The sequence below is a fragment of the Enterobacter sp. Acro-832 genome (genome assembly GCF_011752745.1).
Classification (GTDB): Bacteria; Pseudomonadota; Gammaproteobacteria; order Enterobacterales; family Enterobacteriaceae; genus Enterobacter; species Enterobacter quasiroggenkampii.
On the sequence record NZ_VWWX01000002.1, the window covers coordinates 635,194 to 661,472 of the forward strand.

Sequence of the window (26,279 nt, forward strand, 5' to 3'; positions counted from 1 at the left end):
TACCGGTTAGCGGCCCGCTTTTAACTTCTGGTAATACTCTTCGTAGAGGCGGCTGGCGTCGCCGACATCGTTCTGCCATTCACCTTTGCTGATGGTTTCGGCGTCCGGGTAGAGCGACTTATCGTTAGCGACGTCAGGCTTCAGCAGCTTGCGTGCGGCCAGGTTGGGCGTCGGGTAGCCAATCGTCTCGGCAACTTGTTTCGCCACGTCAGGGCGCAGCAGGAAGTCAATCAGCTTATGCGCCCCGTCCACGTTTTTCGCGTTGGCCGGGATTGAAAGACTGTCCATCCAGAAAATCCCACCCTCTTTTGGCCAGACAACCTCAAGCGGCGTACCGGCCTGGCGGGCGACATACGCGGAGCCGTTCCACACCATCCCCAGGTTCACTTCGCCTTCCATATACGGGTTTGCCGGGTTATCGGAGTTGAATGCCGCCACGTTAGGCATCAGCTTTTTCAACTCGGTATACGCCGCTTCAATCTCTTTTGGATCCGTCGTATTGCCCGAGTAGCCCAGCTTGCGCAGCGCGACCTGGAACACTTCACGAGCGTCGTCGGTCAACAACAGGCTGCCTTTGTACTCCGGTTTCCACAGGTCGGCCCAGCTTGTCACCGATTTCGGATCGACGGCCTCGCTGTTAACGCCAATCGCGGTTGCCCCCCAGATATACGGAATGGAGTAGTCATTATTCGGGTCAAACGGCTTGTTGAGCATCTCCGGATCGAGGTTTGAAAAATGGGTTAGCTTCGTTTTATCGATCTTCTGGATCATGCCCTCTTTGCGCATTTTGTCGACAAAGTAGGTGGAAGGAACCACCAGATCGTATGCGCCGTCTTTGTAGGTTTTGAGCTTGGCATACATGGTTTCATTCGACTCGTAGGTCGAGTAGATCACCTTGATGCCCGTCTCTTTGGTGAACTGTTCCAGCAGTCCCGGCGGCACATACTCGGTCCAGTTGTAGAAGTAGAGCGTTTTGCCGTCATCAGCGTGCGCGGCACCCATGCCAAGCACCAGCGCCGCAGCGGCGAGCATTTTTTTCATTTCATTGTCCCCTGAGATTTTGTTTTATCACGAGCAATAACCTGGCTGGCGATCACCAGAACCAGCGAAAACACCAGCAGAATGGTCGCCAGCGCGTTCACCTCAGGTGAAACGCCGACTTTCACCATCGAATAGATTTTCAACGGCAGAATTTCATAGCTCGGCCCGGTCACGAAGGAGGAGACCACCACGTCATCCATCGACAGGGTAAAGCTCAGCAGCCATCCGGCCGCCACGGCGGGCATCGCCAGCGGCAGGATGATTTTGCGCAGGATGGTCATCTCGCTGGCGCCCAGATCTTTCGCCGCCTCCAGCATGCGCACGTCGAACCCTTTCAGGCGCGCAAAGACGGTCACCACCACAAACGGCAGGCAGAAGGTGATATGGGAAAACAGCAGCGACCAGAAGCCAAGCTGAACGCCCAGCAGCATAAACAGCACCAGCAGCGAAATCGCCATCACGATGTCCGGCGACATCATCACCACAAACAGCATGCCGCTGACGAACGGTTTACCGCGAAAGCGATAGCGGTAGAGCGCCACGGCGGTCAGGGAGCCAATCAGCGTGGCGAAGGTGGCGGAGAAGATCGCCATCGTCAGCGAGTGCTGAGCGGCCTGCAGCAGGCTGTCATTGTTCATCAGCAGGCTGTACCAGTCGGTGGTAAAGCCCTGCCAGTTAATCCCAAAGCGGGAGCTGTTAAACGAGTTCACGATCAAAATAATGATCGGGATATACAGGTAAGCGTAAATGGCGGTCATAAAACCGCCGCGAAGCAGTCGACCGATCATTCGAGTTCCACCTTCTTATTCAGCAGCCGTGATGCGCGCCAGTAGACCAGCAGCATCAGACCCATCACCACCGTCAGCGTAATGCTGGTGGCGGACCCGAACGGCCAGTCGCGGATGTTGAGGAACTGGCTCTTGATCACATTCCCAATCAGCAGGTTTTTCGCCCCGCCCATCAGGTCAGAAACGTAGAACAAGCCCATCGCCGGGAGCATCACCAGCAGACAGCCCGCGATAATGCCGGGCATGGTCAGCGGGATGATAATGCGGATAAAGGTCTGGAACCTGTTGGCACCCAGATCTTTTGCCGCTTCCAGCAGCGGTTTATCCAGCTTCTCAATGCTGGAGTAGAGCGGCATCACCATAAACGGCAGCAGGATATAGACCAGACCGACAATCACCGCGCTCGGGGTGAACATGATGCGGATCGGCGTATCAATCACTCCCAGCCACAGCAGAAATTCATTGAGGTAGCCTTTGGTGCTGAGGAAGATTTTCAGCCCGTAGATGCGAATCAGCGAGTTGGTCCAGAACGGCACAATCAGTAAAAATAGCAGCAGGGGCCGCACCTTTTGCGGCAGGCCCGCGAGGAACCACGCGAAGGGATATCCCAGCACCAGACAGGCAATCGTGGCAATCAGCGCCATATTCAGCGAGTGCAGCAGCACGTCAAAATAGAGCGGATCGAGCAGGCGCGTGTAGTTGTCCAGCGTAAAGACAAGCGAAACGAAATGGGTATCGTCGCGGGTCAGGAAGCTGGTGGCGATAATCATCAGGTTGGGTAGAAAGACAAACAACACAAGCCAACCGACGATCGTGGCAATCACCACATTCTGGAACTTACTTGTGTTCTTCATCAGCCAGTACAACCTCCCAGCTTTCTACCCAGTTGATAACCATTTTCTGGTCGAGAGAGTGGTCGAAGTCAGGATCGTCCTCGTTAAAGAACTCGCTGACCATCACCATTTTGCCGTTCTCCAGCTCGACGACAGACTCCAGCGTCATCCCTTTGTAGTTGCGCTCGCGGATATAGCCGATTAACCCTTCGGCCTCGGCATTGCCGTGGATTTCATCGACGCGCAGATCTTCCGGTCGCAGCAGAACGTTGAGCTTTTGTCCCTTTTCGACGGGGAAATTCACCGTGATGGCGCACTCCCGTCCTTCGACGCGGGCCCGGACGCGCTGGTCGTCCAGACGTTCGATCACCGTGGCGTCGAAGATATTGATTTCACCAATGAAGCTGGCGACAAACAGGTTCTTCGGCTCTTCGTAGATTTCACGCGGCGTGCCGTCCTGCTCGATTTTACCGTCACGCATCACCACGATGCGGTCGGACATGGTCAGGGCCTCTTCCTGGTCGTGGGTGACGAAGACAAAGGTAATGCCGAGCTTGCGCTGCAGAGCCTTGAGTTCGTTCTGCATCTGCTTGCGCAGCTTGTAATCCAGCGCGGAGAGGGATTCATCCAGCAGGAGCAGACGCGGCTTGTTGACCACGGCGCGGGCGATGGCCACGCGCTGCTGCTGGCCGCCGGAAAGCTGATGCGGTTTTCGCTGGGCGAACGTCTCAAGCTGCACCATGCGCAGGGCTTCGGTGACGCGCGGTTCGATTTCATTCGCCGGGGTTTTTTGCATCCGCAGGCCAAACGCCACATTTTCAAACACGGTCATGTGCGGGAAGAGGGCATAGCTCTGAAAGACAGTGTTGACGTGGCGGTCTTCGGCGGGAACCTGGGTGATGTCCTGGTTTTCAAGATGGATATGGCCGTTATCGACGCTTTCCAGCCCGGCGATAAGGCGCAGTACGGTTGTTTTGCCGCAGCCGGAGGGGCCAAGCAGCGTCAGAAACTCACCGTCATTGATGGTGAGAGTGAGGTCGGAAATGACGTCCTTGCCATCAAAACTTTTACGAATTCGTTCCAGTTTCACCAGCGGTGAACGGGTTTGTGTATTCAATTTTTGCGCTGTCCCATATAGACGCCTCAGGCAGCAGACTGAAGCGGGGTTTGTGTGTAACCACCTTGGTGACTCGTAATGAGGGCGGACATTCTACGGCAATCCCCTGCAATCGCCAATCCTTGTCACTGATTCATAAGCTACATTTACTAACGCATAACGATATAAACGGAAAATATTCTCGTTTGCGGGATAAAAGTGACCTGACGCAATATTTGCGTTTTGATGCTTATTGATAATGTTGTCACAAAAAGTGAGGGTGACTGCATGGATAAATTACTTGAGCGTTTTTTACAGTACGTTTCGCTGGATACCCAATCTAAACCGGGTGTTCGCCAGGTGCCGAGCACCGAAGGCCAGTGGAAGTTATTAAACCTGCTTAAAGAGCAGCTTGACGCCATGGGGCTGGTCAACGTCACGTTAAGCGAGAAAGGCACTGTGATGGGAACGCTGCCGGCGAATGTCCCGGGTGACATTCCGGCGATTGGCTTTATCTCCCATGTCGACACCTCTCCGGATTTTAGCGGTAAACATGTGAACCCGCAGATTGTTGAAAACTACCGCGGCGGCGACATTGCGCTGGGCATAGGCGACGAAGTGCTCTCGCCCGTCATGTTCCCGGTGCTGCACCAACTGCTGGGCCAGACGCTGATCACCACCGACGGAAAAACGCTCTTGGGGGCGGATGATAAAGCGGGGATCGCGGAGATCATGACGGCGCTGGCGGTGCTGAAGGGCAAAAACATTCCGCACGGGGATATCCGCGTGGCCTTTACGCCGGATGAAGAGGTCGGCAAGGGCGCGAAGCATTTCGACGTGGACGCCTTTAACGCGCAGTGGGCCTATACCGTTGACGGTGGTGGCGTCGGTGAGCTGGAGTATGAAAACTTCAACGCTGCCTCAGTGACGATCAAAATTGTCGGCAACAACGTTCACCCCGGTTCGGCGAAAGGCGTCATGGTGAACGCGCTGTCGCTGGCATCGCGAATTCATGCGGAAGTCCCGGCGGAAGAGAGCCCCGAACAGACCGAGGGGTATGAAGGGTTCTATCATCTGACCAGCATCAAAGGCACCGTGGACAGCGCGCAGATGCACTACATCATCCGCGATTTCGACCGTAAAGCCTTTGAGGCGCGCAAGCGTAAGATGATGGAGATCGCCAAGAAGGTGGGCAAGGGCCTGCATCCTGACTGCTATATCGAGCTCATCATCGAAGACAGCTATTACAATATGCGCGAGAAGGTGATGGCGCATCCGCATATTCTCGATATCGCCCAGCAGGCGATGCGCGACTGCGATATTGAACCGCAGCTGAAGCCGATTCGCGGCGGCACCGACGGTTCTCAGCTGTCATTCATGGGGCTACCGTGCCCGAACCTGTTTACCGGTGGCTATAACTACCATGGCAAACATGAGTTTGTGACGCTGGAAGGAATGGAAAAGGCGGTGCAGGTGATTGTGCGGATCGCGGAGTTGACCGCTAAACGCTAAAAAAACGCCCGGTGGCGCTTCGCTTACCGGGCCTACGATCCGAATGTAGGCCGGGTAAGGCGAAGCCGCCACCCGGCATTGAGGCAAGGAGTGCCCATGTCAAACTACCGTCGCCATTACGTCCCCGGTGGAACCTGGTTCTTCACCGTCAACCTGCAAAATCGTCAGAGCGATTTGCTTACCCGTCATATCGATAGCCTGCGTTCCGCCACCTCAACGGTTAAACGTGCGAAGCCCTTCACCATCAACGCGTGGGTTATTCTGCCTGAACACATGCACTGTATCTGGACCCTACCGGAAGGAGACAGTGATTTTTCTGCTCGCTGGCGGGATATCAAAAAGACGTTCAGCCGCAATATCGACATGCGCCATATCTGGCAACCACGATTCTGGGAACACACTATCCGTAACGAAGAGGACTACCGGCGGCATGTGGATTACATTTACATCAATCCGCTGAAGCACGGCTATGTGGGTAAAGTCAGCGACTGGCCGTTTTCAACGTTTCATCGGGACGTGCAGGAGGGATTGTATCCGGTGGATTGGGCCGGCGAGATCGAGGATTTTGCGGCGGGTGAGCGGCGATAAAAACGCCCGGTGGCGCTACGCTTACCGGGCCTACGATCCGAATGTAGGCCGGGTAAGGCGAAGCCGCCACCCGGCAAATATCACGACTCAGTCCTCAAAGAACCAGTACCCGCTGTTGACCAGTGCGGCCAGCATCGCGAGGAAGGACGGGTCTTCCAGCGCATCGCCAAAGGTATCGGCAGTCAGCACCAGATGGCTGGCAATCGCTTCCAGCGCCGGACGGTGTGGAGAGTCCAGCTTCTCGCCGTTGACGAACACGTCCTCACCAATACGCAGCACGCGTAGTCCGCCCAGGCGTGTCAGCTTGTCGCCCTGCTGAAGTGCATCATAAATCTCGTCAGCCTGATAAGGCGGCTCCGGTGGTGCAACGTCCAACTCATGACGAGACTGGCTGATAAACTCGCCAAACCACTGTTTGAAGTGCTCCGGCTCGTTAATCAGATCCAGCATCATGCCGCGCAGCTTATCCAGTTCTGCGGGCAGGATATCGGCCGGATGCTCGCGTGCAGGCACATCAGGGTCGCTGTAACGATAGCTGCCCAGCTCGCGCTGCAGAACATAGTCGGCAAATCCGCTGATCATCTCGCGGCCGCTTGGCGCGCGGAACCCGACGGAGTAGTTGAGGGAATTCTCCAGGGAGTAACCTTCGTGAGGGAATCCCGGTGGAATGTAGAGAATGTCACCCGGCTCCAGCTCTTCGTCGATAATCCCGTCAAACGGGTCAACCTGAAGCAGGTCCGGATGCGGGCAGTGCTGCTTCATGGGGACTTTTTCGCCCACGCGCCAGCGGCGGCGGCCCGTACCCTGAATAATAAACACGTCGTACTGGTCCAGATGCGGACCGACGCCACCGCCAGGAACGGAGAAGGAGATCATCAGATCGTCCATGCGCCAGTCGGGCAGGGCGCGGAACGGGCGCATTAAGGCGGCCGTTGGCTCGTGCCAGTGGTTGACCGCCTGCACCAGCAGCGACCAGTTGTTTTCACCGAGGTGATCGTAGCTTTCGAAAGGACCGTGGCTAACCTGCCATTTCCCGTCCTGGTGGCTGACCAGACGGCTGTCGACTTCGTTTTCCATGGCCAGACCGGCCAGCTCGTCAGGCGAGATGGGGTCGACAAAATTGCTGAACCCGCGCTTCAGAACGACCGGGCGTTTTTGCCAGTAACGTTCAATAAACTCGGGCCAGTTAAGCGTTAAGTGATAATCCATATTTTTTTATTCCGCAGGCTCTTACTGACTCGGATTATAACGGAAGCTCAGCCCCCCGGCTGCGAGATCCTCGCATTTTTCACATAACGGGTTAACTATCGTTCGATGTGGGCTGCTGGCGACCAAAAATGACCTCCATTCGCGCGCCGCCCAGCAAACTTTCACTGGTTTCGATTTTCCCGTCGTACTGATCGACAATCTCACGCGCGACGGCTAATCCAACGCCCTGGCCAGGACGTAGCGTATCGGCGCGTTGACCCCGATCGAACACCACATCACGTTTATTGCGCGGGATCCCCGGGCCATCATCCTCAACGATGATATGCAGTTCGTTATCCGTCTGCCGCGCCGACACCTCCACGAACTCCAGACAGTATTTGCAGGCGTTATCCAGCAGGTTACCCATCACTTCCATGAAGTCATTTTTTTCACCCACAAAGCTTATCTCTGGCGAGATATCGAGGCTGATGTTCACCCCTTTACGCTGATACACCTTGTTGAGGGCAGACGTGAGGTTATCCAGAAGCGGGGCGACCGGATGCAGCTCGCGGCTCAGCAGCGCGCTGCCGGAACGCATGCTGGCGCGGTGGAGGTAATAGCCAATTTGCTGGGAAATACGGCTGATCTGCTCCAGCATCACCGGCTCGGCATCGTCAACGCTCAGCTTCGAGCTGCGCATGGAACGCAGGGTGCTTTGCATGACCGCGAGCGGGGTTTTCAGGCTGTGGGTCAGGTCGGTAAGCGTCGTACGGTATTTATCATAGCGTTCGCGTTCACTTTTCAGCAGGCGGTTGAGGTTTCGCACCAGGCTGGTGAGCTCGCGGGTGGTTTCCGGATTAAGCTTTTCGCGATGATGTTCTTCCAGCTCGCGAACCTCTTTCGCCAGTGATTCAATGGGGCGCAAGCTCCACCACGCCGCCACCCACAGCAGCGGGATTACCAGCAGCAGATTTGCCGCCAGAACGTAGATGAACCAGCTCCAGACCATATAAGAACGCTTTAGCTCGACCGGAATGGTGTCGATCACCACGATGGTCAACTGCGGCATGTTTAGCGTCGCCGGATAGAGGTTAATCGCGACGGAGTGCGTCATCTCCGTTTCGGCATCGTCGGCGCGGATCTCGTTCAGCTTTTGCTGCAGGGAGCGATCTTCACGGATCAGCGAGCTGGTGGTGTTGAGATCGGCTTCAATTTCGTGAAACCCGTTGGTTTTAAGCCAGTCCGGACGAATGCTTTTGACCAGCCACGGGATGTCCCGCTGCGCCCAAAGTAGCTTCCCCTTTTCGTCATAAATCAGGGCCAGCGTGGGGCTCTGCTGATTGAGGTTTTCCGGCATTTCGACGGTGATTTTATTGTCTTCCCACTTCGCCAGGGTATAAAACAGATTGCTTTCGCCACGCAGCAGGCGAAAGGTGGTTTTATCAAAGCTGACGCTGTAGCCCACCAGGGCGACCATGCCGTAGGAGAGCGACAGCACCAGCACGACGGCTGCCGTTGCCAGTAAAAAGCGCACCCGCAGCGAGAGGGGCAAAATATGGCGCAAGATCCGTCTCATTTAGCGTAATTCGAACAGGTAGCCCTGACCACGGACGGTGGTAATCACATCCTGTGGATATTGCGCCTGAATTTTCTTACGTAAACGTCCCATCAGCACGTCAATGGTATGGCTTTCACGCAGTTCAGCATCAGGATAGAGCTGGAGCATCAAGGAGTCTTTGCTCACGACCTTGCCGTTGTTACGGATCAGCGTCTCCATGATGGTGTATTCGAAGGCGGTGAGCTTGATCACTTCATCATTGATGGATAATTCCCGGCGGGAGAGATCGACCTGGAAAGGCGGGATGGAGATAACCTGAGACGCCAGCCCGCTGTTGCGACGAAGCAGCGCCTGCATGCGGGCCGCCACCTCTTCAATATGGAATGGCTTGGTGACGTAATCATCTGCACCCGCGCTGAGCACTTCGACCTTATCCTGCCAGCCTTCACGGGCGGTCAGCACCAGAACCGGCAGAGAAACATCGTGGCTGCGCCAGCGGCGAATCAATGACAGACCGTCTTCATCAGGCAACCCTAAATCGACAATGGCGATATCCGGCAGGTGTTCATTGAGATAATAATCGGCTTCTTTTGCATCTTCAGCATCGTCCACCTGATGTCCCATCTCCTGAAGCTGAACCTTCAGGTGATGACGTAGCAATGCGTTATCCTCAACAACCAGTACGCGCATCATCTTTTCTCCCAGAATAAATAGTATGAATAGTTTAACGCTGATTATGTTGCTGTGGGGATAAACATTGAGTAAACCGGGGAAAAGCAACCCCCTTTCCGGGCGGAAAGGGGGAGAGGAGATTACTTCAGCTCGTCAACCATGGTGATGGCGCGGCCAATGTAATTCGCCGGAGTCATCGCCTTCAGGCGGGTTTTCTCTTCTTCCGGCAGCGCCAGGCCGTCGATAAACTGCTTCATACCCTCGGCATCAACGCGTTTGCCGCGAGTCAGCTCTTTCAGTTTTTCGTACGGTTTTTCGATGCCATAACGACGCATCACGGTCTGAATTGGCTCCGCCAGCACTTCCCAGTTGTGATCCAGTTCGTCCAGCAGACGATCGCGGTTCACTTCCAGCTTGCTCACGCCTTTCAGTGTGGACTGGTACGCAATCAGCGCGTAGCCGATGCCCACGCCCAGGTTACGCAGCACGGTGGAGTCGGTCAGGTCGCGCTGCCAGCGGGATACCGGCAGTTTGCTTGCCATATGCTGCAGCACGGCATTCGCCAGACCCAGGTTGCCTTCGGAGTTTTCGAAGTCGATCGGGTTCACTTTGTGCGGCATGGTGGAAGAGCCAATTTCACCCGCGATGGTTTTCTGTTTGAAGTGGTTCAGGGCGATGTAGCCCCACACGTCACGATCGAAGTCGATCAGGATGGTGTTGAAGCGCGCGATGCAGTCAAACAGTTCGGCGATATAGTCGTGCGGCTCAATCTGGGTAGTGTACGGGTTCCACTGAATGCCCAGAGAGGTCACGAACTCTTCGCTGAACTGGTGCCAGTCCACTTCCGGATACGCGGCGATGTGGGCGTTATAGTTACCGACCGCGCCGTTGATTTTGCCCAGAATTTCAACCTGTTCCAGCTGACGATACTGGCGCTCCATACGGTACGCGACGTTCGCCATCTCTTTACCCATCGTGGATGGGGTGGCTGGCTGGCCGTGGGTACGGGAGAGCAGCGGAATGTCGCGGTATTCCACGGACAGCGCTTTCACCGCGTCGATGATTTTACGCCAGTAAGGCAGCACCACCTCTTTGCGCGCGGTGGAGAGCATCAGGGCGTGCGACAGGTTGTTGATGTCTTCAGACGTACAGGCGAAGTGGATGAACTCAGACACGGCGTGCAGCGCAGGAACGCTTTCCACTTTCTCCTTCAGGAAGTACTCGACCGCCTTCACGTCGTGGTTGGTGGTGCGCTCAATGGTTTTAATGCGCGCGGCATCTTCTTCATTGAAGTCGGCAACGATTTTATCAAGGTAATCGTTTGCCTTTTCATCAAAAGCAGGAACTTCCTTGATTGCTGCCTGGGCGGCCAGCTTTTGCAGCCAGCGTACTTCAACCTGAACACGGAACTTCAGCAAACCATATTCGCTGAAGATCCCGCGCAGCGCGCTGACTTTATCGCCGTAGCGTCCATCGACAGGGGATACGGCGGTCAGTGAGGATAATTCCATAATTCGCAACTCCGGGAGGTTAACAATGAGCAAGAATTTGTTTTGCCTGAGTGGTCAGGCGATTACGAGAAAACATTAGCTGCAGGCGGCCACCGCCAACCTGGTGCCACAGTACGGCAGCGCGGATCCCAGCCAGCAGGGACGCGCGCACTTTTGCCTGTACCTGCGGACTTTGCAGCACGGCAGGGGAGCCGGTGACCTGTATACGCGGTCCCAGCGGGCTGATGACGTCAACATAAATGCCGGCCATGGCGCTCAGCAGCGTGTCGGACTGCAGGTCAAAATGATCGAGCTGACGCTGTAGCCCGGCAATGCGATCGCCCAGGGTATTAAGCGCGCCTTTTGCTGCGCTCAGCTTACGCTCCAGCACCATCAGGCTCAACGTGTAGCGGGTCAGCTCTGCGTTTAACCCCTGACGGCTGCTGGCGTTGAGCACGCCAAGCAGGGTTTCAAGACCGAGACGAAGATTGGTTTCACTGCCACCGAACACGCCCAGGGTTGAACCGGGGTTGAGGTCGATAACGCTGTTGAGTGAAACGTGCAGGGCGTCAGCGTCGCAATGACCCTGATGCGCCAGCTGTTGCACCAGACGGGCTGACTGGCAAATTCCCGCCAGCGCCAGGGTGATGTCATAGTAGTTCTTCGCCACACGGTCTCCTTTATGTGTGCAATCGCTGTTAAACAGCGGGCAGCGGCAGGCGCTGTTCAATGATCCCGCCGCCCAGGCAGATTTCGCCGCTGTAGAAGACAGCAGACTGGCCCGGGGTGACGGCGGCGACCGGCTCGTCGAAGCGCACGTCAATGCGATCGTCATCGAGCGCGGTAACGGTGCAAGGAATATCGGTCTGACGGTAGCGTGTTTTCACCGTGCAGCGCAGCGTGCCTTTCAGCGGCTCACGATCGACCCAGTGAAGCTGTTGCGCAATCAGGCCAACGGACATCAGACGCGGATGGTCGTGACCCTGAGCAACAACCAGAATATTGTTTTCGACATCTTTGTCGACCACGTACCACGGATCTTCGCTACCTTCTTTCGTCCCGCCGATACCCAGGCCTTTACGCTGGCCTAAGGTGTGGTACATCAGCCCCTGATGCTGGCCAATCTCTTCCCCGTCGACGGTGACAATTTTACCCGGCTGTGCGGGCAGGTAACGTCCGAGAAAATCGCGGAATTTGCGCTCGCCGATGAAGCAGATACCGGTAGAGTCTTTTTTCTTCGCGGTGATCAGGTCCAGCTCTTCGGCGATTTTACGCACCTGCGGCTTTTCCAGCTCGCCGACGGGGAACAGGCTCTGGGCGATTTGCTCGTGGCTCAGCGTATAGAGGAAGTAGCTTTGATCTTTGTTGCCGTCCAGACCGCGCAGCAGCTGGCTTTTGCCATTTACGTCTGCGCGACGCACGTAGTGACCGGTCGCGATGTAGTCTGCGCCCAGATCTTCCGCAGCGAATTCGAGGAAGGCTTTAAATTTGATCTCTTTATTGCACAGAATATCCGGGTTCGGCGTGCGGCCCGCTTTGTACTCTTCGAGGAACAGTTCAAACACGTTGTCCCAGTATTCTGCGGCAAAGTTAACGGTGTGCAGTTCAATGCCGAGCTTATCGCACACGGCCTGCGCATCGGCGAGATCCGCAGCGGCAGTGCAGTATTCCTCGCCATCATCTTCCTCCCAGTTCTTCATGAACAGGCCCTCCACCTTATAGCCCTGTTGCTGTAACAGGTAGGCGGAAACGGAGGAATCGACACCGCCGGACATGCCGACGATCACTTTTTTCTGGCTATTATCTGACATGGAATACTCACGACATTGAACTTCAAGGCGGCGTATTCTATCACGCCCCCCCACCATTGGCACCCTCTGTAAACGGCCAGTTAAATGCGCCGATGACATCCAGCGGCAAGCGGTCGGCAGACTGCCAGCAGCGAATGCTTTCCGCAACCAGCGGCGAGCGCAGGTTTCGCGCGTTCAGGATCTCGTCGGCGGTGACCCACAGACAGCGGTCGATATCGTCATCCTGCGGCTCAGTGGCGCACGTTTCGCTAAGCTCAACGGCAAATAAAAAACGCAGGAAAGGGGTGCTATCGGGTGCAATCCACTGGTGCATGCGGATAAAGTGCTGGGGTTCAGCGTGAATGCCGGTCTCTTCCCATAGCTCGCGTTTCGCCGCCTGCAGCAGGGTCTCATTGGCTTCAAGATGTCCGGCTGGCTGGTTCCACAGCGCTTTGCCGTTAATGCTCTCTTCGACAACCAGGAATTTACCCTGGGCGTGGACCACGCAGGCAACCGTGACATGAGGTTTAAACATAGTGACTCCTTAAAAGGTAACGTCTCGCCATTCACCGTTTGCCAGCGTTTCCAGGGTGTAGTTACCCATAGCGTAGCGAATCAGACGCAGGGTAGGGAAGCCGACGTGCGCGGTCATCCGTCGAACCTGACGGTTGCGGCCTTCATAAAGGGTGATTTTGAGCCAGCTGGTCGGAATGGATTTGCGTTCGCGGATCGGCGGATTGCGCGGCCACAGCCACTCCGGTTCATTCACGCGTTCAATACCTGCCGGCAGGGTGGGACCGTCGTTCAGCGTGACGCCTTTGCGCAATTTATCCAGCGTTTCTTCGTCCGGCTCGCCTTCGACCTGGACGAAGTAAATTTTGCCGGTGCGTTTTCCCGGCTGCGTGAGCTTCGCCTGCAGCGCGCCGTCGTTGGTCAAGACCAGCAGGCCTTCGCTGTCCCGGTCCAGACGCCCGGCCGCGTAGACCCCCTGAACAGGGATGTAGTCCTTTAGCGTGCTGCGTCCGGCTTCGTCGGTGAACTGCGGCAAAACATCGTAGGGTTTATTGAACAGAATCACCCGCTTTGGCTGGGTTTCTTGCGGTCGTCTGGCGGCTTGTCGGGAGCTGAATCGCTCAACCCGGTGTTTTGTAAAAGAAGTTTTCTTCATGGTATTTTCAGGCGTTATCAATTGCCGCATTATAGCCTAATAACGAAGACCTTTCATGGCGTCGGACAATCAGGTACTATCGAAGGGCTCATTACAATTTATTAACATAAGATCAGTAACAACCAGAAGCGCTCGAAGGAGAGGTTAATGGAAAGCAAAGTAGTTGTTCCGGCGGAAGGTAAAAAGATCACCCTGCAAAACGGCAAGATTAACGTTCCTCACAATCCGATTATTCCGTTCATCGAAGGCGACGGTATCGGTGTAGACGTTACCCCGGCAATGCTGAAAGTGGTTGATGCCGCTGTTGAGAAAGCCTACAAAGGCGAGCGTAAAATTTCCTGGATGGAAATTTACACCGGTGAGAAATCGACGCAAGTTTATGGCCAGGACGTCTGGCTGCCAGCAGAAACGCTGGACCTGATCCGCGACTACCGCGTTGCTATTAAAGGCCCCCTGACCACCCCAGTCGGCGGCGGTATCCGTTCTCTGAACGTGGCTCTGCGTCAGGAGCTGGACCTGTACGTGTGTCTGCGTCCGGTTCGTTACTATCAGGGCACCCCAAGCCCGGTGAAGCACCCGGAACTGACCGACATGGTTATCTTCCGCGAAAACTCAGAAGACATCTACGCGGGTATCGAATGGAAAGCGGACTCTGCTGACGCAGAAAAAGTGATTAAATTCCTGCGCGAAGAGATGGGCGTGAAGAAAATTCGCTTCCCTGAGCATTGCGGTATCGGCATTAAGCCGTGCTCCGAAGAAGGGACCAAGCGTCTGGTGCGCGCGGCCATCGAATATGCGATCACCAACGACCGCGACTCTGTGACCCTGGTTCACAAAGGCAACATCATGAAGTTCACCGAAGGCGCGTTCAAAGACTGGGGCTACCAGTTGGCGAAAGAAGAGTTCGGCGGTGAGCTGATCGACGGCGGCCCATGGCAGAAGATCAAGAACCCGAACACCGGCAAAGAGATCATCATTAAAGATGTGATCGCCGATGCGTTCCTGCAGCAGATCCTGCTGCGTCCTGCAGAATACGACGTGATTGCCTGTATGAACCTGAACGGTGACTACATCTCTGACGCCCTGGCAGCTCAGGTTGGTGGTATCGGTATCGCCCCTGGCGCGAACATCGGTGACGAGTGCGCCCTGTTCGAAGCGACCCACGGTACTGCACCAAAATACGCAGGTCAGGACAAAGTGAACCCAGGCTCTATCATCCTGTCCGCAGAGATGATGCTGCGTCATATGGAATGGTTCGAAGCCGCAGACCTGATCGTTAAAGGTATGGAAGGCGCGATCAACGCGAAAACCGTAACTTACGATTTCGAACGTCTGATGGAAGGCGCTAAGCTGCTGAAATGTTCAGAGTTTGGCGACGCGATTATCGCGAACATGTAATCCAGATTCTGGGTTAAACAAGAGCGGGGGCCTGAGGGTTCCCGTTTTTTTTGCCTCTGCCTGCGGGAGACAACTCGATGTTAGCCACTGTCCTTATCGCTGTCGTTGCACTCATCCATCTCTACATTCTTGTGCTGGAAATGTTCCTGTGGAATACCAAAACAGGGCACAAGGCTTTTAATCTGCGTCCTGATTTTGCGCGCGACACCCGCGTGCTGGCCGCGAATCAGGGGCTGTATAACGGTTTTCTGGCAGCCGGTCTGCTCTGGAGCCTCTGGCTCGGCGAAAAGGGGATTCAGGTAGCCATCTTCTTCCTGACCTGTGTACTGATCGCCGGACTTTTTGGCGCAGCCACCGCCAGCCGTAAAATTTTGTATGTGCAGGCCATGCCCGCGCTTGCAGCGCTGCTTGCGTTACTCCTCTGAAGCAATGCTTTGGTTGAGATAACGCCTCCGATATACTCGTGACGTTACCTTTATTGACCTGAGACGAGACTGTTATGCACAACGACATCCCACTGAAATATTATGACATTGCCGACGAGTACGCGACGGAAGCCGCAGAGCAAGTCGCGGAGTCAGAGCGCGACGCGCTGGCACACTATTTCCAGCTGCTGCTCACCCGCTTAGCGAATAATGAGGAGATCAGCGAGGAAGCCCAGCAGGAGATGGCCACTGAAGCCGGGATCCGTGCGGGTCGCATTGATGATGTTGCGAACTTCCTCAATCAGTGGGGAAATGAATAGCCTGCCTTAGAAACCGTTATGCTGATGCTTTGCGATACAGCTCAGCATCACGCTATCGGACCACATGCATTTTTTCCGCAGAATAGGCGAAGCGGGTTTATCAATAAACAGCGCGAAAATAACGATCAGAAAGAACAGTACCACTGGAAAAAGTAAGGATAATTTCACGTTTTTAACCAAAATAAGAGTGTGCTTCAGGGTAATCTACCGTCTGAATATGACGACTATATGTTTTGGCGGAAAAAATGGAAACGCCTGCGTGTAAAAAAACGTGCATGGCAGGCTTCTGATTACGGGGCGACGCCGGTGAGTCGCTTCGCCAGTTCGCTCCGGGTGAGTGCTTTTGAAAAATACCATCCCTGGATCAAGGCATCGGGATATCTGTCCGCAATGAAGCGATACTGAATTTCATTTTCCACGCCCTCGAAAACAAGGGTTTTATTTAACTTCGCAAGGGCATCGCTGAAGATAACAAAGATGTTTTGCTTATAATGCTCGCTGACGCCATCCACCAGCGACTTATCAATTTTAATTTCATCATATTCAAGCTGCGACAGCCGGGCCAGATTTGAATTTTGCACGCCAAAATCATCGATTGAAATTTTAACGCCAAGCGACTTCAGTTCCTGACAGAACTCCTCGAGGATACCCGCCGCGGAAACGGCTTTCTCAGAAAGCTCGACCTTCATCAGGGAAAGGGGGAGGCGATTGGCTAAGCACTCGCGACGCAAAATGTTAATAAACTGTCCGTCTTCAATTTCCTTTCGCCCAACGTTGATTGAAACGATCAGCTGATGCTTAATCGCCAACGGGGCAATTTCTGAAAGGGACTTCGCGATAATATTGCTGTAATATTTTTTATACAGACCGATTTTCTTAATTAATGGGATGAACAGCTCCGGCGAGACGTCTCCGTGCTTTTGATCGCGCCATCGCGACAGAACTTCGACGCCCACGATTTTTTGATCGCGAATACGAATAATGGGCTGATAATTAACGCTGAAGGTATTCGTTATCACGGCTTTGATCAGCGTGCGTTCCAGCGAAAAACGGTCTTCATAGAGACGGAAGATAAATAACGTTATCGCGACCCAGATAAAAAAGAGTATGACCGCGAGAAACGTAAAGATAAACGGGGGGAGCGAGGCCAGTCCCGCATCGTGGTGTTTTACAATCACGCATAAATCCCACGAGGCGCTGCACTGTGTAATGGTCAGGGTGAACAATGTCGCATGCAGCCAGCTCCGCGGCTTCAGCTCAGGGGCGGCTGAAAAAAAGATCCGGCCAAAGTCCTTCGTGGTGGCGCTCAGAGAATAGCTTGCGGTTACCGGGGTAAATTTATCGTAAGCATAGCGGGAGGTGAAGATAATAATATTATTATAAATAGCCGCATTGCCGGTGAAAAAGTCTTTTCTGGAAAACTGCGCCAGCAGAAAACCTCTCGGCGTTTTATGCAGTTCCGCAGGAAGTGGAACGGGCGTCGCGAGTTTACCCCAAAAAGCGGTACAGACAATTTTTCCCTTTTCGATAAAACCGATATCGCTGAAATAGAGGTTATTAAGCTTTATTTGCCTGTAGCTATCAAGGCTGGCTTTATCACATCCCTGCGTCGTTATGCTTTTGAGGCCCAGCGCCACGCTTTGGGACAGATCTTCTGAATAATGTAAAAGGGTTTGGGATATTTCAAGCTGTTTGGTTTTTTGCTGACCGATGATAACCACGTTGACCGCATAAAGAGACAGGATGACCAGAAGCGTTGAAACGATCGCAACGGCAATGCGCTTTTTCATTTTCCAGTTATCCTGTCCGCTCCCTGATTTCACAAAGCTTAACACAGCCAGGGCAAGGCACAAGCCTGATAGTCACGTCGGGTGAGCAAATTTGAGCGGGTGAACTCATACGAAAGCATCAGTTTTTTAAGACAATTCTCAGCTAAGCTATTTTCATTGTGATAAGCAACGCCGGTTAAACCACGGGTTCTTCTTTCCGATCCTCCATGCTTGTTTATTCTATTAAGGAAAACATCGTGCGTAACGTGATGATCCCTGTTCTCAGTGCCTTGTTTCTTTTTCTGATCGGCATACTGATTATTAACTGGCAGTTATGGCAGATGGCGAAAATGAATAACGTTCATACCGCCACGGTAAGCACCCAGAAAATAGAAAACATTCTGGCGGAAGCCGTCAGTGCGGCCAGCACGGCGAAGCGCGTTGCGGAGCAGGGCTGTAGCAGCAGCGGGCAGTTGGCGCTGGGGACAGAAGCCGCGTTAAAACCGCATCTGCGCGCCATCATGATCCAGCAGCAGGGGCAAATCATCTGTACATCCCTTCCCGGGAATGGCGTTTTGATTGTGCATCCGGAGACGTTACCTGAACAAAAATTAATGCTGCTCCCCGGTAATCGACTGGTGAACGGTATCCCGGTGCTTGTCTTCCAGATGCCCATCGCGGGAGGGCGCGTCATCGTCAGCGTCAGTGATGCGCATTTGCAGGACGTCATCGCGAACGCATCAAACAGCGTTAACCTGGGGTTGGTTGTCGGCGACAGGATGTTTACGCGCAACGGTGAGGTGACCGGCTGGAAAGCGGCCTCGTGGGCGGGGTCACTGACGACCTCTTCGCACTTCCCCTTCAGTCTGGCCTGGCAACCGCCCGCCTTTTTTAGCCTGACGCGGCTACTGCAACAGGGATGGAGCCTGATTCTGCTGATTCTCGCGCTATCCGTGGCGGTGGGCATTTTGATCCGCCGCTACAAGGGGAAAAGTACCACCTTTGAAGACGATTTGCGTAAGGCCATTTTGCAGGGAGAGATCGTGCCTTATTACCAGCCGATCGTGAACGGCGATACCGGCGGGTTATACGGTGTTGAAGTCCTGGCAAGATGGAAGCATCCTAAGTCAGGCTTTATCCCGCCGGACGTTTTTATCCCGATAGCTGAACGTAGCGGGTTGATTATTCCGCTGACCAAAGGCTTGATGGCGAAAGTGGTCACACAGCTTAAGCCGCTCCTGCCTAAGCTGCCGGACGGGTTCCATATCGGGGTGAACATCAGCGCCAGACACATCAATGCCCCTTCTTTCATCGGTGACTGCCGAATCTTCGGCAAGGGGTTTCAGGGTAAAGCGGTGAAGCTGGTGCTTGAGGTGACCGAACGTGAACCGTTGATCGATAATCCTCATCTGGTGGAAAACCTCAACGCGCTGCATAACGCCGGTTTTGTCATAGCACTGGATGATTTTGGTACCGGGTATTCCGGGCTGTCATGTCTCAATGCGCTTGCCATAGATTATATTAAAATTGATAAAAGCTTTGTTAACCGGGTATCAGAGGAGAAGGACTCAACGATCCTGCTGGACTGCGTTATTGACCTGGCGAAAAAACTATCATTGCGGATCGTGGCCGAAGGCGTAGAAACGAAAGAGCAGCTGGAGTATCTCAACCGTAATGAGATTACCCTGCTGCAGGGTTATTATTTTGGTAAACCCGTATCCTATATCGATTTTATTAAAGTCATTTTATCTAAGCCCAGGGAGACCGTGATGGTGTAAAACGCGGGCGTTGATGAGCGTCAGGAATAGCGCTGGTTACCAGGCGGTGAAAAACAAAATAAAGACGAGCTTCTGTTGTATGCTTAAGTGCAATTCATTTTCCTCTTATCCTGAGCTTTGTTACAGTGACAGAGTTGTCAGCCAGGGATATCAGGCGTGATAAGGTGGAAAAGCTCGTGCATGTGAAAAATATTTTTTACACAACAACCATTACCGTCATCATTGTCTCATTGATCATCTCGCTGGCGCTTGCTGTCCAAATTGCCACGTCCAGACAGCAGTCAATCCAGCAAATTAATACCAGCGTCGCTAACCTGAGCCATACCCTTGATGTCTATACTGAAGGGATCATGCGCCAGAGTGAAATGTTAATTACTACCGTTTCCGACATAATCGAAATTTATGGCATGACCCCGCAGCAGGCGACCAATATTCAGCACATGATCAATAATCAGGATAACCTTCTTACCCAGATTAATAATGTGGTTGTTTACAATGCTCAGGGCGATATCTTTACCGCGCTGCATGAAAGTTTTACGGGGCCACGCAAAGGCTCGGACAGAGAGTTTTTTATCTATCACAAAGAAAATAAAAATCAGGCGATTTTTATTGGGGAACCGGTGGTAAGCAGAACCAATGGCAAATGGGTTATCACCATCAGCCGGCGCCTTGAAACCCAGACCGGGGCATTTAACGGTGTGGTGGTGGTGACGCTGGGTATCGAAAATTTTCTGGCGCTCTACGGGCAGATTAATATCGGTCACTCGGGTGTCATCGGCTTAACGACACAATCAGGCGTGCTGCTGGTCCGGTATCCCTTTAAAAATACCTATATCGGCACGATTGTTTCTGATTCACCGCTCTTCAGGAAATATCTCAAGGTACAAAATACAGGGATAGCCAGCTCCACCTCACGGTTTGATAAAATCGAGCGCATTTATGCCTATGAGAAAAACAGACGCTACGGACTGGTCACCACCGTGGCGGTCAGTATTGATGAAGCTCTTGCCCCCTGGCGCAAACAGGCGATTCAGCTGGCGGTACTCATTTTCGTGTTCACGGCGATACTCATCGTCGCGTCATACTTCCTCTATTCCGACCTGTCCCGTAAAACACGGGATAACAAAGCGCTGAAGATTATTGCCTCAGAAGATGCGTTGACCGGGCTGTACAATCGCCGCGTCTTTGATGAAAAAATCCTCTCGGACATCGCTCTGTGTGCCGCGCATGACGCACCGATTTCGATACTGATCGTGGACGTGGACTACTTCAAAAAATACAACGATAACTACGGCCATCCGGAAGGGGATCGGTGTCTGGCTATGCTTGGAAACAGCCTCAGAGAGAGCCTTACCCGTGATAATCAGCTTGTGGCGCGATACGGCGGAGAGGAGTTTGCGCTGATATTGCCGGATACGGATATTCAGGAGGCGCTTCGTCTGGCCCAGACGATTATTCGCAATGTGTTCTCGCTGCAAATCGCCCATGCCTTTAGCCCCTTCGGCCGGGTGACGGTAAGCGTCGGGATTTCAACCGCCCGTGCCGTCGACATCGCGGGCAGCCAGCAAAATATCATTATTGCCGCAGACCAGGCCCTCTATCAGGCGAAACGCGCGGGACGTAACCGGTACGCGTTTGTTGGGGTATGAGCTAAAAAAAAGCCCACTCAGGAGTGGGCAAAAAATACTGGAAGCAATGTGAGCAATGTCGTACTGAATACCTGAGTGTTTCTCTCAACTATTCAGTGTTGAGAAAGATAATCTTTCTCAATAAAAGATGCAACCCCACAGTTTATGTGGCCCGTTCTTTTTGTTGATGAAAAATGACGCACTCTCTCACTGTGATGCTTATCACAAATTTCCTTTCTGGAATCCTGTGCTATTCTTTTTTGTGTCGTTGATTTAATGACAAAAACCATACAGAGAGGAAAGTTATGGGAATTTTATCCTGGATTATCTTTGGGCTTATTGCGGGTATTCTGGCGAAGTGGATCATGCCGGGCAAAGATGGCGGTGGGTTTATCGTCACCGTAATACTGGGTATTGTCGGCGCGGTAGTCGGCGGCTGGATCAGTACGCTGTTCGGTTTTGGCAAGGTCGATGGCTTTAACTTCGGCAGTTTCGCCGTCGCGGTGATCGGTGCGCTGGTTGTTCTGTTTATCTACAGAAAGATCAAAAGCTAAGTTCTGAAAGCGTTGAAAAAGGCTGCCGGATGGCGGCCTTTTTACGTATTGGATTTACCACCAGCCAAGCTGCGTGCCGGCAAACGCTGCAATGGCAACGATCAGCATAATGACGGTTGTCTTACGCATTTATGCCCCCGGCGCCGCGTAGCCGCCAACAAAAAACCACGCTAAAAAAACCACTGCCGTTATAAAAATAACGACCGGGAAGAGGATCCCTATTCTCATACCATCACCTGTTTCGGTTTCTGTAACGCCGTAGAGTGTACGGGGTTAATCCATAGTGAGAAAGCGTGTTTTGCTTTTTCCTTTCTTATCCTGATACATCGCCACATCCGCAGCGCGTAACGCGCTGTCAGGATCGGTTGCGGCAGGGTCCACTTCGATCACGCCGAAGCTGGCGCCCGGATAAATAATATGAACGCTGCCGAGCCAGTATTCACCGGCGATGCAGGCGCTGAGGCGCGTTTTGAGCAGCGTAAGCTGCGCGTTATCCCCGTCCTGGTGGGGCTGGCTCAGCGACGCGACCAGAAATTCATCCCCGCCCAGACGACCGATAATATCGTCCTGCTGTTTCTCTTCGGTCAAACGCTTGCCCACTTCTATCAGGAACTGGTCGCCAGCCTCGTGGCCGTAACGATCGTTAATCAGCTTGAAATCATCCAGATCGATAAACGCGATGATGGCGTTACGCTTCAGGTGCCGGGCCAGAGAAAAGAGGGTGGTCAGATCTTCAAAAATGGCGCGACGGTTAGGTAAACCGGTAAGGGCATCCGTATAGGAGTGCGCGATGAGGGCCGCATTGGCTTCGCGAAGCTGGGTCACCAGCGACTCTTTCTGAATGGACTGGGCAATCAGCCCGGCGAAGAGCTTCAGAACCTGTTCAGCGCGCTCGCTCAGCGGCTTTCTGGCCGTACTGGTGGCGCAGAGCGTTCCGTAAAGTGAACCATCGGCAAGATGGACAGGAATACTCATGTAGGTGGTAATGCCAAGTGCTTTTGCGGCTTCACACTCGGGCCAACGTTCAGGCACATCATTGCTGAACATCGTGTCACTATCCAGCGCGCGTTTGCACAGCGTCTCATCCCATGGGACGCTCAGCCCCTCCGGGATCGTCATCTGTTTGCTGTTGCGGGCGTAGAGGATGTGCTGCAGCCGCGCCTCGATATCCACCTTCGTCAGGTAGGTCGACTCCATGTCGGTGACAATTTCCAGCATCTCCAGCAGCTGGCGAACAAGGCTTTCAAGGGATTGCTCGGTGGCAAGGGTTTCTGAAACGCGAGCGAGGATAAGGTCCGACATGACGTAGAATGACTCCCAGGCAGAAGACGTCTGCATCTGCATGTTATGCTGAGTTTTTAGGCTTCAGGCATAGTAAAACATGAATACAGAAAATTTAATATATGCAGGAAGCGGGGAGCAGGCGAGAAAAAAAGCCCCGTTGTTGAGACCGGGGCAAAGACATCTTGATTACGGAATGATGTTCTCTGGTCATATCGAGAACATGCCACACTATAATGCTGAAAAGTGCAGTTAAAATGGAGAAATCATGGAGAACGCGGCGATGACCCGTTACCCTTAGGGTGTAATGATGTCAAAAGGATCAATGAGATGAGATTTCTGCTTCTGACGCTGGCGCTTCCCCTGGCCGCCTGCACCGCAAAAACCACGCCACCCGATGCGCCGAAACCGCCGCACGTTATCGGTATGGCGAACCCGGCCTCCGTCTACTGCCTGGAGAAAGGCGGGGAACAGATCCCGGTTCAAAGCCCGCAGGGCGTTCGCACCGAGTGCAAATTACCGGGCGGGGAAGTGATCGATGAATGGACGCTCTATCGTCGCGATCATCCGCAACCCACCAGGTGACAGACGGATACCGCCTGCGATACACTTCTCTTTAGGATTAATCTTAGCCAGTTTCTGGCGTTCGTTTCCGCGAGAGAAGTATGTTTCAGCTAAAACCGGGCAGCATGGCGATGATCGTGGGTGCCCGCACGGCGTCAGGCCGTCGCAATATTGGTAAATCTGTTGAGCTGTTTGGCCTTTGCCAGCCTGGCCTGCGTTTCGTTAACCCGGTCAACGGCGTGATGACGCAATTACCGGCCACCGCAGATCGCGCGCTTTGGCTGGTGACGGGTGATGTCTACGCCTTCGATAACCAGCACGGCTTTGCGTTTGTCCGCGCCGAACATCTGATGCCGCTCACCCCGGATGATGCACCGCAAATTCTGGATGAACTGACGATCGGCTGATCACAGATGGCGCAGCCAGTCGGCTAAGACCAGGGCGTGATTTTGCTCCGTGTTTTTGGCAGCAAAGAGCAGGGTGACGGTCTGCCTGCGCGCCAGCGTCGCCAGACGCGCGCCCTCGTCAGCCTGCTGCGCCAACTCTTCCCGATAGGCCTGGCTGAAGGCGGTGAAATCAATCGTTTCGCTATGAAAGGCCTTGCGTAGTTCAGTCGAAGGCGCGAGCGCTTTACACCATTCGTCATACACGAGGTCCGTTTTCTTAACGCCGCGCGGCCACAGCCTGTCCACCAGTACCCGATAGCCGTCATCAGAGCCTGCCTGTTCGTAGACCCGTTTGCACTGGATCATGATTTCACCCTCCCAATTTAAGGTATTGTGATAATTGCAAAAGATCGGTAGTCTGAGGTTCCTTATGTTATCTGATAATACTCTGGCATAAGGAACCTTTCATGGAACACCTCCCGGTTAAAACGACGCTGCGCATTGCGCTGGTTGGCGATTACAATCCCAATGTTATTGCGCATCAGGCGATCCCGCTGGCCATTGACGACGCCGCCGCAGTGCTTGACCTCACCGCCGATTACGACTGGCTGGCCACGACGGAGCTGACAAGCTCTGAAGATCTGGTGGGCTACGATGCCATCTGGCTGGTTCCTGCCAGCCCCTACAAAAACACCGAGGCCGCTTTTATTGCCGCGCGCTACGCCCGTGAAAACAGCATCCCGTTCCTGGGCACCTGCGGCGGGTTCCAGCATGCGCTGATTGAGTATGCCCGAAACGTGCTGGGCTGGGCTGATGCGGCACACGCTGAGACAGATACCGAAGGCACCATGGTGATTGCGCCGCTGACCTGCTCGCTGGTGGAAAAAACCGATGCGATTGAACTGCGCAGGAATACGCTGATCGCCAAAGCGTACGGCAAGCCGGAAATTGAAGAGGGGTATCACTGTAACTATGGCGTGTCTCCAGCGTTTGCACAGGCGCTGGAAAACGGAGATATGCATGTGACGGGCTGGGACGATCAGGGTGAAATCCGTGCCGCGGAACTGGTCACGCACCCGTTCTTCGTGATCACCTTATTCCAGCACGAGCGTGCTGCGCTGGAAGGACGTCCGGTCGTGCTGGTACAGGCGATGCTGCGCGCGGCGCGCGGGTAAAAAAGGCAGACCCGAGGGTCTGCCACACTGTTTAACGGGGCGCGATCTCCCGGTCTCGCCCGGCTAAGATGCCGCAGAGGGCCATTATCACGGCGGCCAGCGCGCAGCCCAAGAGCGGGATCCGCCAGTCTCCCGCGCTATCGTGTATTTTCCCCATTAGCGGAGGGCCGCAGGCGGCGAGCAGATAGCCAATCGACTGCGCCATGCCGGACAACGCCGCCGCCTGGTGTGCAGTGCTGGCGCGCAGACCGATAAACGTCAGGCCGAGGATCATCGTTGCCCCTGTGCCAAAGCCAAACACCAGCGTCCACATCACCGCCATGCCCGGCATAAACCATAATCCCGCCGCGCTTATCGCGCACATCAGCGCCACCGCGCCTGCGATCGCCCGCTGGTCTTTCAGACGGTGGAGGATCAGCGGAACGGCGAGTCCCGGCACGGCCGTGGCCAGTTGCAACAGACCGTGCACCGAGCCAGCCTGCGCTTCGCTGTAGCCGTGGCTCAGCAGTATCGCCGGCAGCCAGCCGATGATGACGTAGTAAATCAACGAGTTTATCCCCAAAAAGAGCGTGACCTGCCAGGCGAGGGCCGAGCGCCAGATCGCGCGGTTATGCAGCGCGCCTGCGCCCGTTACCGTTGCGACGTGTTTCTGACGCCACTGCGGCAGCCAGAGCAGCAATGCGACCAGCGGAAACGCCATCAGCATCAGCAGCGCGCCATGCCAGCCTGCACTCCCTTGTGCCATGGGAACGATCATCGCTGAGCCAAACGCCGCCGAGACGCCCATCGTCAGGGAATAGGCGCCGGTGAGCTTCGCCACCTGGCCCGGAAAATCACGCTTAATTAATCCGGGTAACAGCACGTTCCCGAGCGCAATACCGCACCCGACGATCGCCGTGCCGGTGAAAAGCAAAGCTGCGAAGGGTAGCGAGCGAACGGCAATCCCGGCGCAAATCAGCAGCAGGGCGATAAAAAGGCTGCGCTCCATGCCGATACGCCGGGCAACGCCTGCGGCGAGCGGCGAGACGAGGGCGAAAGCCAGCAGGGGCAGGGTGGTCAGCAGACCGGTTTGCGCCGTGCTTAAGCCATAATCAAGACGAATGGTATCAAGCAGCGGCGCTGCGCCGGTAAAGGTGACGCGAAGCGTAGTGGCAATCATCAGGATGCCTGCAATCAACAGCGCGCCGTGTTTTCCTGAGGTGCGAATAGCAGTAGTCATTATGTTCTCATACGTTCAAGCGAGCGCACACAATACTGATTTTCTCAGCGGTTGAAAT

At 54.3% G+C, this 26,279-nt stretch carries 28 protein-coding genes; 11 read left to right on the forward strand and 17 right to left on the reverse strand.

Annotated features, from left to right (window positions below; all coding sequences use genetic code 11):
- Positions 1 to 6: 6 nt before the first annotated feature.
- The 4 genes from potD to potA are packed head-to-tail and all read right to left on the reverse strand — an operon-like array spanning position 7 to position 3,809.
- Complete coding sequence (potD, locus tag F3J31_RS09480; protein ID WP_167212745.1) at positions 7 to 1,041, reverse strand: spermidine/putrescine ABC transporter substrate-binding protein PotD; 1,035 nt, start codon at positions 1,039 to 1,041, stop codon at positions 7 to 9.
- Positions 1,038 to 1,829 (reverse strand): spermidine/putrescine ABC transporter permease PotC, encoded by a 792-nt coding sequence (gene potC, locus F3J31_RS09485; RefSeq protein ID WP_008500765.1) that lies wholly within the window; start codon positions 1,827 to 1,829, stop codon positions 1,038 to 1,040. The genes potD and potC overlap by 4 nt, the downstream gene beginning before the upstream one ends.
- Positions 1,826 to 2,683: a spermidine/putrescine ABC transporter permease PotB gene (potB, locus tag F3J31_RS09490; RefSeq protein ID WP_167212748.1), complete on the reverse strand. Its 858-nt coding sequence runs from the start codon at positions 2,681 to 2,683 to the stop codon at positions 1,826 to 1,828. Before potB ends, potC begins: the two co-directional genes overlap by 4 nt.
- Positions 2,667 to 3,809, reverse strand: coding sequence for a spermidine/putrescine ABC transporter ATP-binding protein PotA (gene potA / locus F3J31_RS09495; protein WP_167213168.1), 1,143 nt, complete (start codon positions 3,807 to 3,809; stop codon positions 2,667 to 2,669). The genes potB and potA overlap by 17 nt, the downstream gene beginning before the upstream one ends.
- A gap of 237 nt (positions 3,810 to 4,046) precedes the next feature.
- Here potA and pepT point away from each other — a divergent pair, with 237 nt between their 5' ends.
- Together pepT and F3J31_RS09505 are read left to right on the forward strand one after the other, a co-directional pair.
- Complete coding sequence (gene pepT / locus F3J31_RS09500; RefSeq protein WP_111966902.1) at positions 4,047 to 5,270, forward strand: peptidase T; 1,224 nt, start codon at positions 4,047 to 4,049, stop codon at positions 5,268 to 5,270.
- Between the two features lie 96 nt (positions 5,271 to 5,366).
- Positions 5,367 to 5,858, forward strand: a complete 492-nt coding sequence (locus F3J31_RS09505) for a transposase (protein WP_167212750.1) — start codon at positions 5,367 to 5,369, stop codon at positions 5,856 to 5,858.
- Between the two features lie 87 nt (positions 5,859 to 5,945).
- Here the strand turns inward: F3J31_RS09505 and F3J31_RS09510 are convergent, their stop codons facing one another.
- The 8 genes from F3J31_RS09510 to rluE all read right to left on the reverse strand — a co-directional run bounded on the left by F3J31_RS09510 (position 5,946) and on the right by rluE (position 13,754).
- Positions 5,946 to 7,067, reverse strand: a complete 1,122-nt coding sequence (locus F3J31_RS09510) for a cupin domain-containing protein (protein ID WP_021241031.1) — start codon at positions 7,065 to 7,067, stop codon at positions 5,946 to 5,948.
- A gap of 91 nt (positions 7,068 to 7,158) precedes the next feature.
- Positions 7,159 to 8,622 carry a two-component system sensor histidine kinase PhoQ gene (gene phoQ, locus F3J31_RS09515; RefSeq protein ID WP_045417076.1) on the reverse strand — a complete coding sequence of 488 codons (1,464 nt, stop codon included), beginning with the start codon at positions 8,620 to 8,622 and terminating at the stop codon, positions 7,159 to 7,161.
- Positions 8,623 to 9,294 carry a two-component system response regulator PhoP gene (gene phoP, locus F3J31_RS09520; protein WP_024908594.1) on the reverse strand — a complete coding sequence of 224 codons (672 nt, stop codon included), beginning with the start codon at positions 9,292 to 9,294 and terminating at the stop codon, positions 8,623 to 8,625.
- Between the two features lie 122 nt (positions 9,295 to 9,416).
- Complete coding sequence (gene purB, locus F3J31_RS09525; RefSeq protein ID WP_045910223.1) at positions 9,417 to 10,787, reverse strand: adenylosuccinate lyase; 1,371 nt, start codon at positions 10,785 to 10,787, stop codon at positions 9,417 to 9,419.
- Between the two features lie 19 nt (positions 10,788 to 10,806).
- The gene (hflD, locus tag F3J31_RS09530) at positions 10,807 to 11,436 is read right to left on the reverse strand and encodes a high frequency lysogenization protein HflD (RefSeq protein ID WP_008500756.1); all 630 of its coding nucleotides are present in this window, start codon (positions 11,434 to 11,436) and stop codon (positions 10,807 to 10,809) included.
- A gap of 28 nt (positions 11,437 to 11,464) precedes the next feature.
- The gene (gene mnmA, locus F3J31_RS09535) at positions 11,465 to 12,577 is read right to left on the reverse strand and encodes a tRNA 2-thiouridine(34) synthase MnmA (protein WP_021241033.1); all 1,113 of its coding nucleotides are present in this window, start codon (positions 12,575 to 12,577) and stop codon (positions 11,465 to 11,467) included.
- Between the two features lie 40 nt (positions 12,578 to 12,617).
- Positions 12,618 to 13,091 (reverse strand): NUDIX hydrolase, encoded by a 474-nt coding sequence (locus F3J31_RS09540; RefSeq protein ID WP_167212752.1) that lies wholly within the window; start codon positions 13,089 to 13,091, stop codon positions 12,618 to 12,620.
- Between the two features lie 9 nt (positions 13,092 to 13,100).
- Entirely contained in the window at positions 13,101 to 13,754 is a 654-nt protein-coding gene (rluE, locus tag F3J31_RS09545) for a 23S rRNA pseudouridine(2457) synthase RluE (protein ID WP_045910226.1), read from the reverse strand.
- Between the two features lie 117 nt (positions 13,755 to 13,871).
- On the opposite strand from rluE, the gene icd reads away from it, so the two are divergent.
- The 3 genes from icd (at position 13,872) to F3J31_RS09560 (ending at position 15,867) form a co-directional block, all read left to right on the forward strand.
- Positions 13,872 to 15,122: an NADP-dependent isocitrate dehydrogenase gene (gene icd / locus F3J31_RS09550; RefSeq protein WP_008500752.1), complete on the forward strand. Its 1,251-nt coding sequence runs from the start codon at positions 13,872 to 13,874 to the stop codon at positions 15,120 to 15,122.
- Positions 15,123 to 15,199: 77 nt separating this feature from the next.
- Positions 15,200 to 15,547, forward strand: a complete 348-nt coding sequence (locus F3J31_RS09555; protein WP_048222579.1) for a DUF1304 domain-containing protein — start codon at positions 15,200 to 15,202, stop codon at positions 15,545 to 15,547.
- 74 nt (positions 15,548 to 15,621) lie between these two features.
- Entirely contained in the window at positions 15,622 to 15,867 is a 246-nt protein-coding gene (locus F3J31_RS09560; RefSeq protein ID WP_025911748.1) for a DUF2543 family protein, read from the forward strand.
- Between the two features lie 290 nt (positions 15,868 to 16,157).
- On the opposite strand, the gene F3J31_RS09565 is transcribed toward F3J31_RS09560, so the two are convergent.
- Positions 16,158 to 17,657 carry a cyclic diguanylate phosphodiesterase gene (locus F3J31_RS09565; RefSeq protein WP_167212755.1) on the reverse strand — a complete coding sequence of 500 codons (1,500 nt, stop codon included), beginning with the start codon at positions 17,655 to 17,657 and terminating at the stop codon, positions 16,158 to 16,160.
- A 236-nt stretch (positions 17,658 to 17,893) separates the two neighbouring features.
- Between F3J31_RS09565 and F3J31_RS09570 the strand changes: the two genes are divergently transcribed.
- The 3 genes from F3J31_RS09570 (at position 17,894) to F3J31_RS09580 (ending at position 21,596) form a co-directional block, all read left to right on the forward strand.
- A complete protein-coding gene (locus tag F3J31_RS09570; RefSeq protein ID WP_167212758.1) occupies positions 17,894 to 19,414 on the forward strand; it encodes a cyclic diguanylate phosphodiesterase in 1,521 nt (506 codons plus the stop codon).
- A 176-nt stretch (positions 19,415 to 19,590) separates the two neighbouring features.
- Positions 19,591 to 21,063 (forward strand): sensor domain-containing diguanylate cyclase, encoded by a 1,473-nt coding sequence (locus F3J31_RS09575; protein ID WP_167213171.1) that lies wholly within the window; start codon positions 19,591 to 19,593, stop codon positions 21,061 to 21,063.
- 284 nt (positions 21,064 to 21,347) lie between these two features.
- Positions 21,348 to 21,596: a GlsB/YeaQ/YmgE family stress response membrane protein gene (locus F3J31_RS09580; protein WP_008500746.1), complete on the forward strand. Its 249-nt coding sequence runs from the start codon at positions 21,348 to 21,350 to the stop codon at positions 21,594 to 21,596.
- A 129-nt stretch (positions 21,597 to 21,725) separates the two neighbouring features.
- On the opposite strand, the gene F3J31_RS09585 is transcribed toward F3J31_RS09580, so the two are convergent.
- Together F3J31_RS09585 and F3J31_RS09590 are read right to left on the reverse strand one after the other, a co-directional pair.
- A complete protein-coding gene (locus F3J31_RS09585) occupies positions 21,726 to 21,824 on the reverse strand; it encodes a YoaK family small membrane protein (RefSeq protein WP_014883431.1) in 99 nt (32 codons plus the stop codon).
- 45 nt (positions 21,825 to 21,869) lie between these two features.
- A complete protein-coding gene (locus tag F3J31_RS09590) occupies positions 21,870 to 22,898 on the reverse strand; it encodes a sensor domain-containing diguanylate cyclase (RefSeq protein ID WP_032664129.1) in 1,029 nt (342 codons plus the stop codon).
- Positions 22,899 to 23,207: 309 nt separating this feature from the next.
- On the opposite strand from F3J31_RS09590, the gene F3J31_RS09595 reads away from it, so the two are divergent.
- Together F3J31_RS09595 and F3J31_RS09600 are read left to right on the forward strand one after the other, a co-directional pair.
- Positions 23,208 to 23,462 carry a DUF333 domain-containing protein gene (locus tag F3J31_RS09595; protein ID WP_045910230.1) on the forward strand — a complete coding sequence of 85 codons (255 nt, stop codon included), beginning with the start codon at positions 23,208 to 23,210 and terminating at the stop codon, positions 23,460 to 23,462.
- Between the two features lie 80 nt (positions 23,463 to 23,542).
- On the forward strand, positions 23,543 to 23,848 hold the full coding sequence (locus F3J31_RS09600) for a periplasmic protein (protein WP_048027499.1): 306 nt from the start codon (positions 23,543 to 23,545) through the stop codon (positions 23,846 to 23,848).
- Here the strand turns inward: F3J31_RS09600 and F3J31_RS09605 are convergent, their stop codons facing one another.
- On the reverse strand, positions 23,849 to 24,193 hold the full coding sequence (locus F3J31_RS09605) for a DUF488 domain-containing protein (RefSeq protein ID WP_048027500.1): 345 nt from the start codon (positions 24,191 to 24,193) through the stop codon (positions 23,849 to 23,851). It abuts the gene before it with no gap.
- Between the two features lie 101 nt (positions 24,194 to 24,294).
- Between F3J31_RS09605 and F3J31_RS09610 the strand changes: the two genes are divergently transcribed.
- The gene (locus F3J31_RS09610; protein ID WP_048222585.1) at positions 24,295 to 25,002 is read left to right on the forward strand and encodes a CTP synthase; all 708 of its coding nucleotides are present in this window, start codon (positions 24,295 to 24,297) and stop codon (positions 25,000 to 25,002) included.
- A gap of 31 nt (positions 25,003 to 25,033) precedes the next feature.
- Here the strand turns inward: F3J31_RS09610 and F3J31_RS09615 are convergent, their stop codons facing one another.
- Positions 25,034 to 26,221, reverse strand: coding sequence for a CynX/NimT family MFS transporter (locus F3J31_RS09615; RefSeq protein ID WP_167212761.1), 1,188 nt, complete (start codon positions 26,219 to 26,221; stop codon positions 25,034 to 25,036).
- Positions 26,222 to 26,279: the final 58 nt, after the last annotated feature.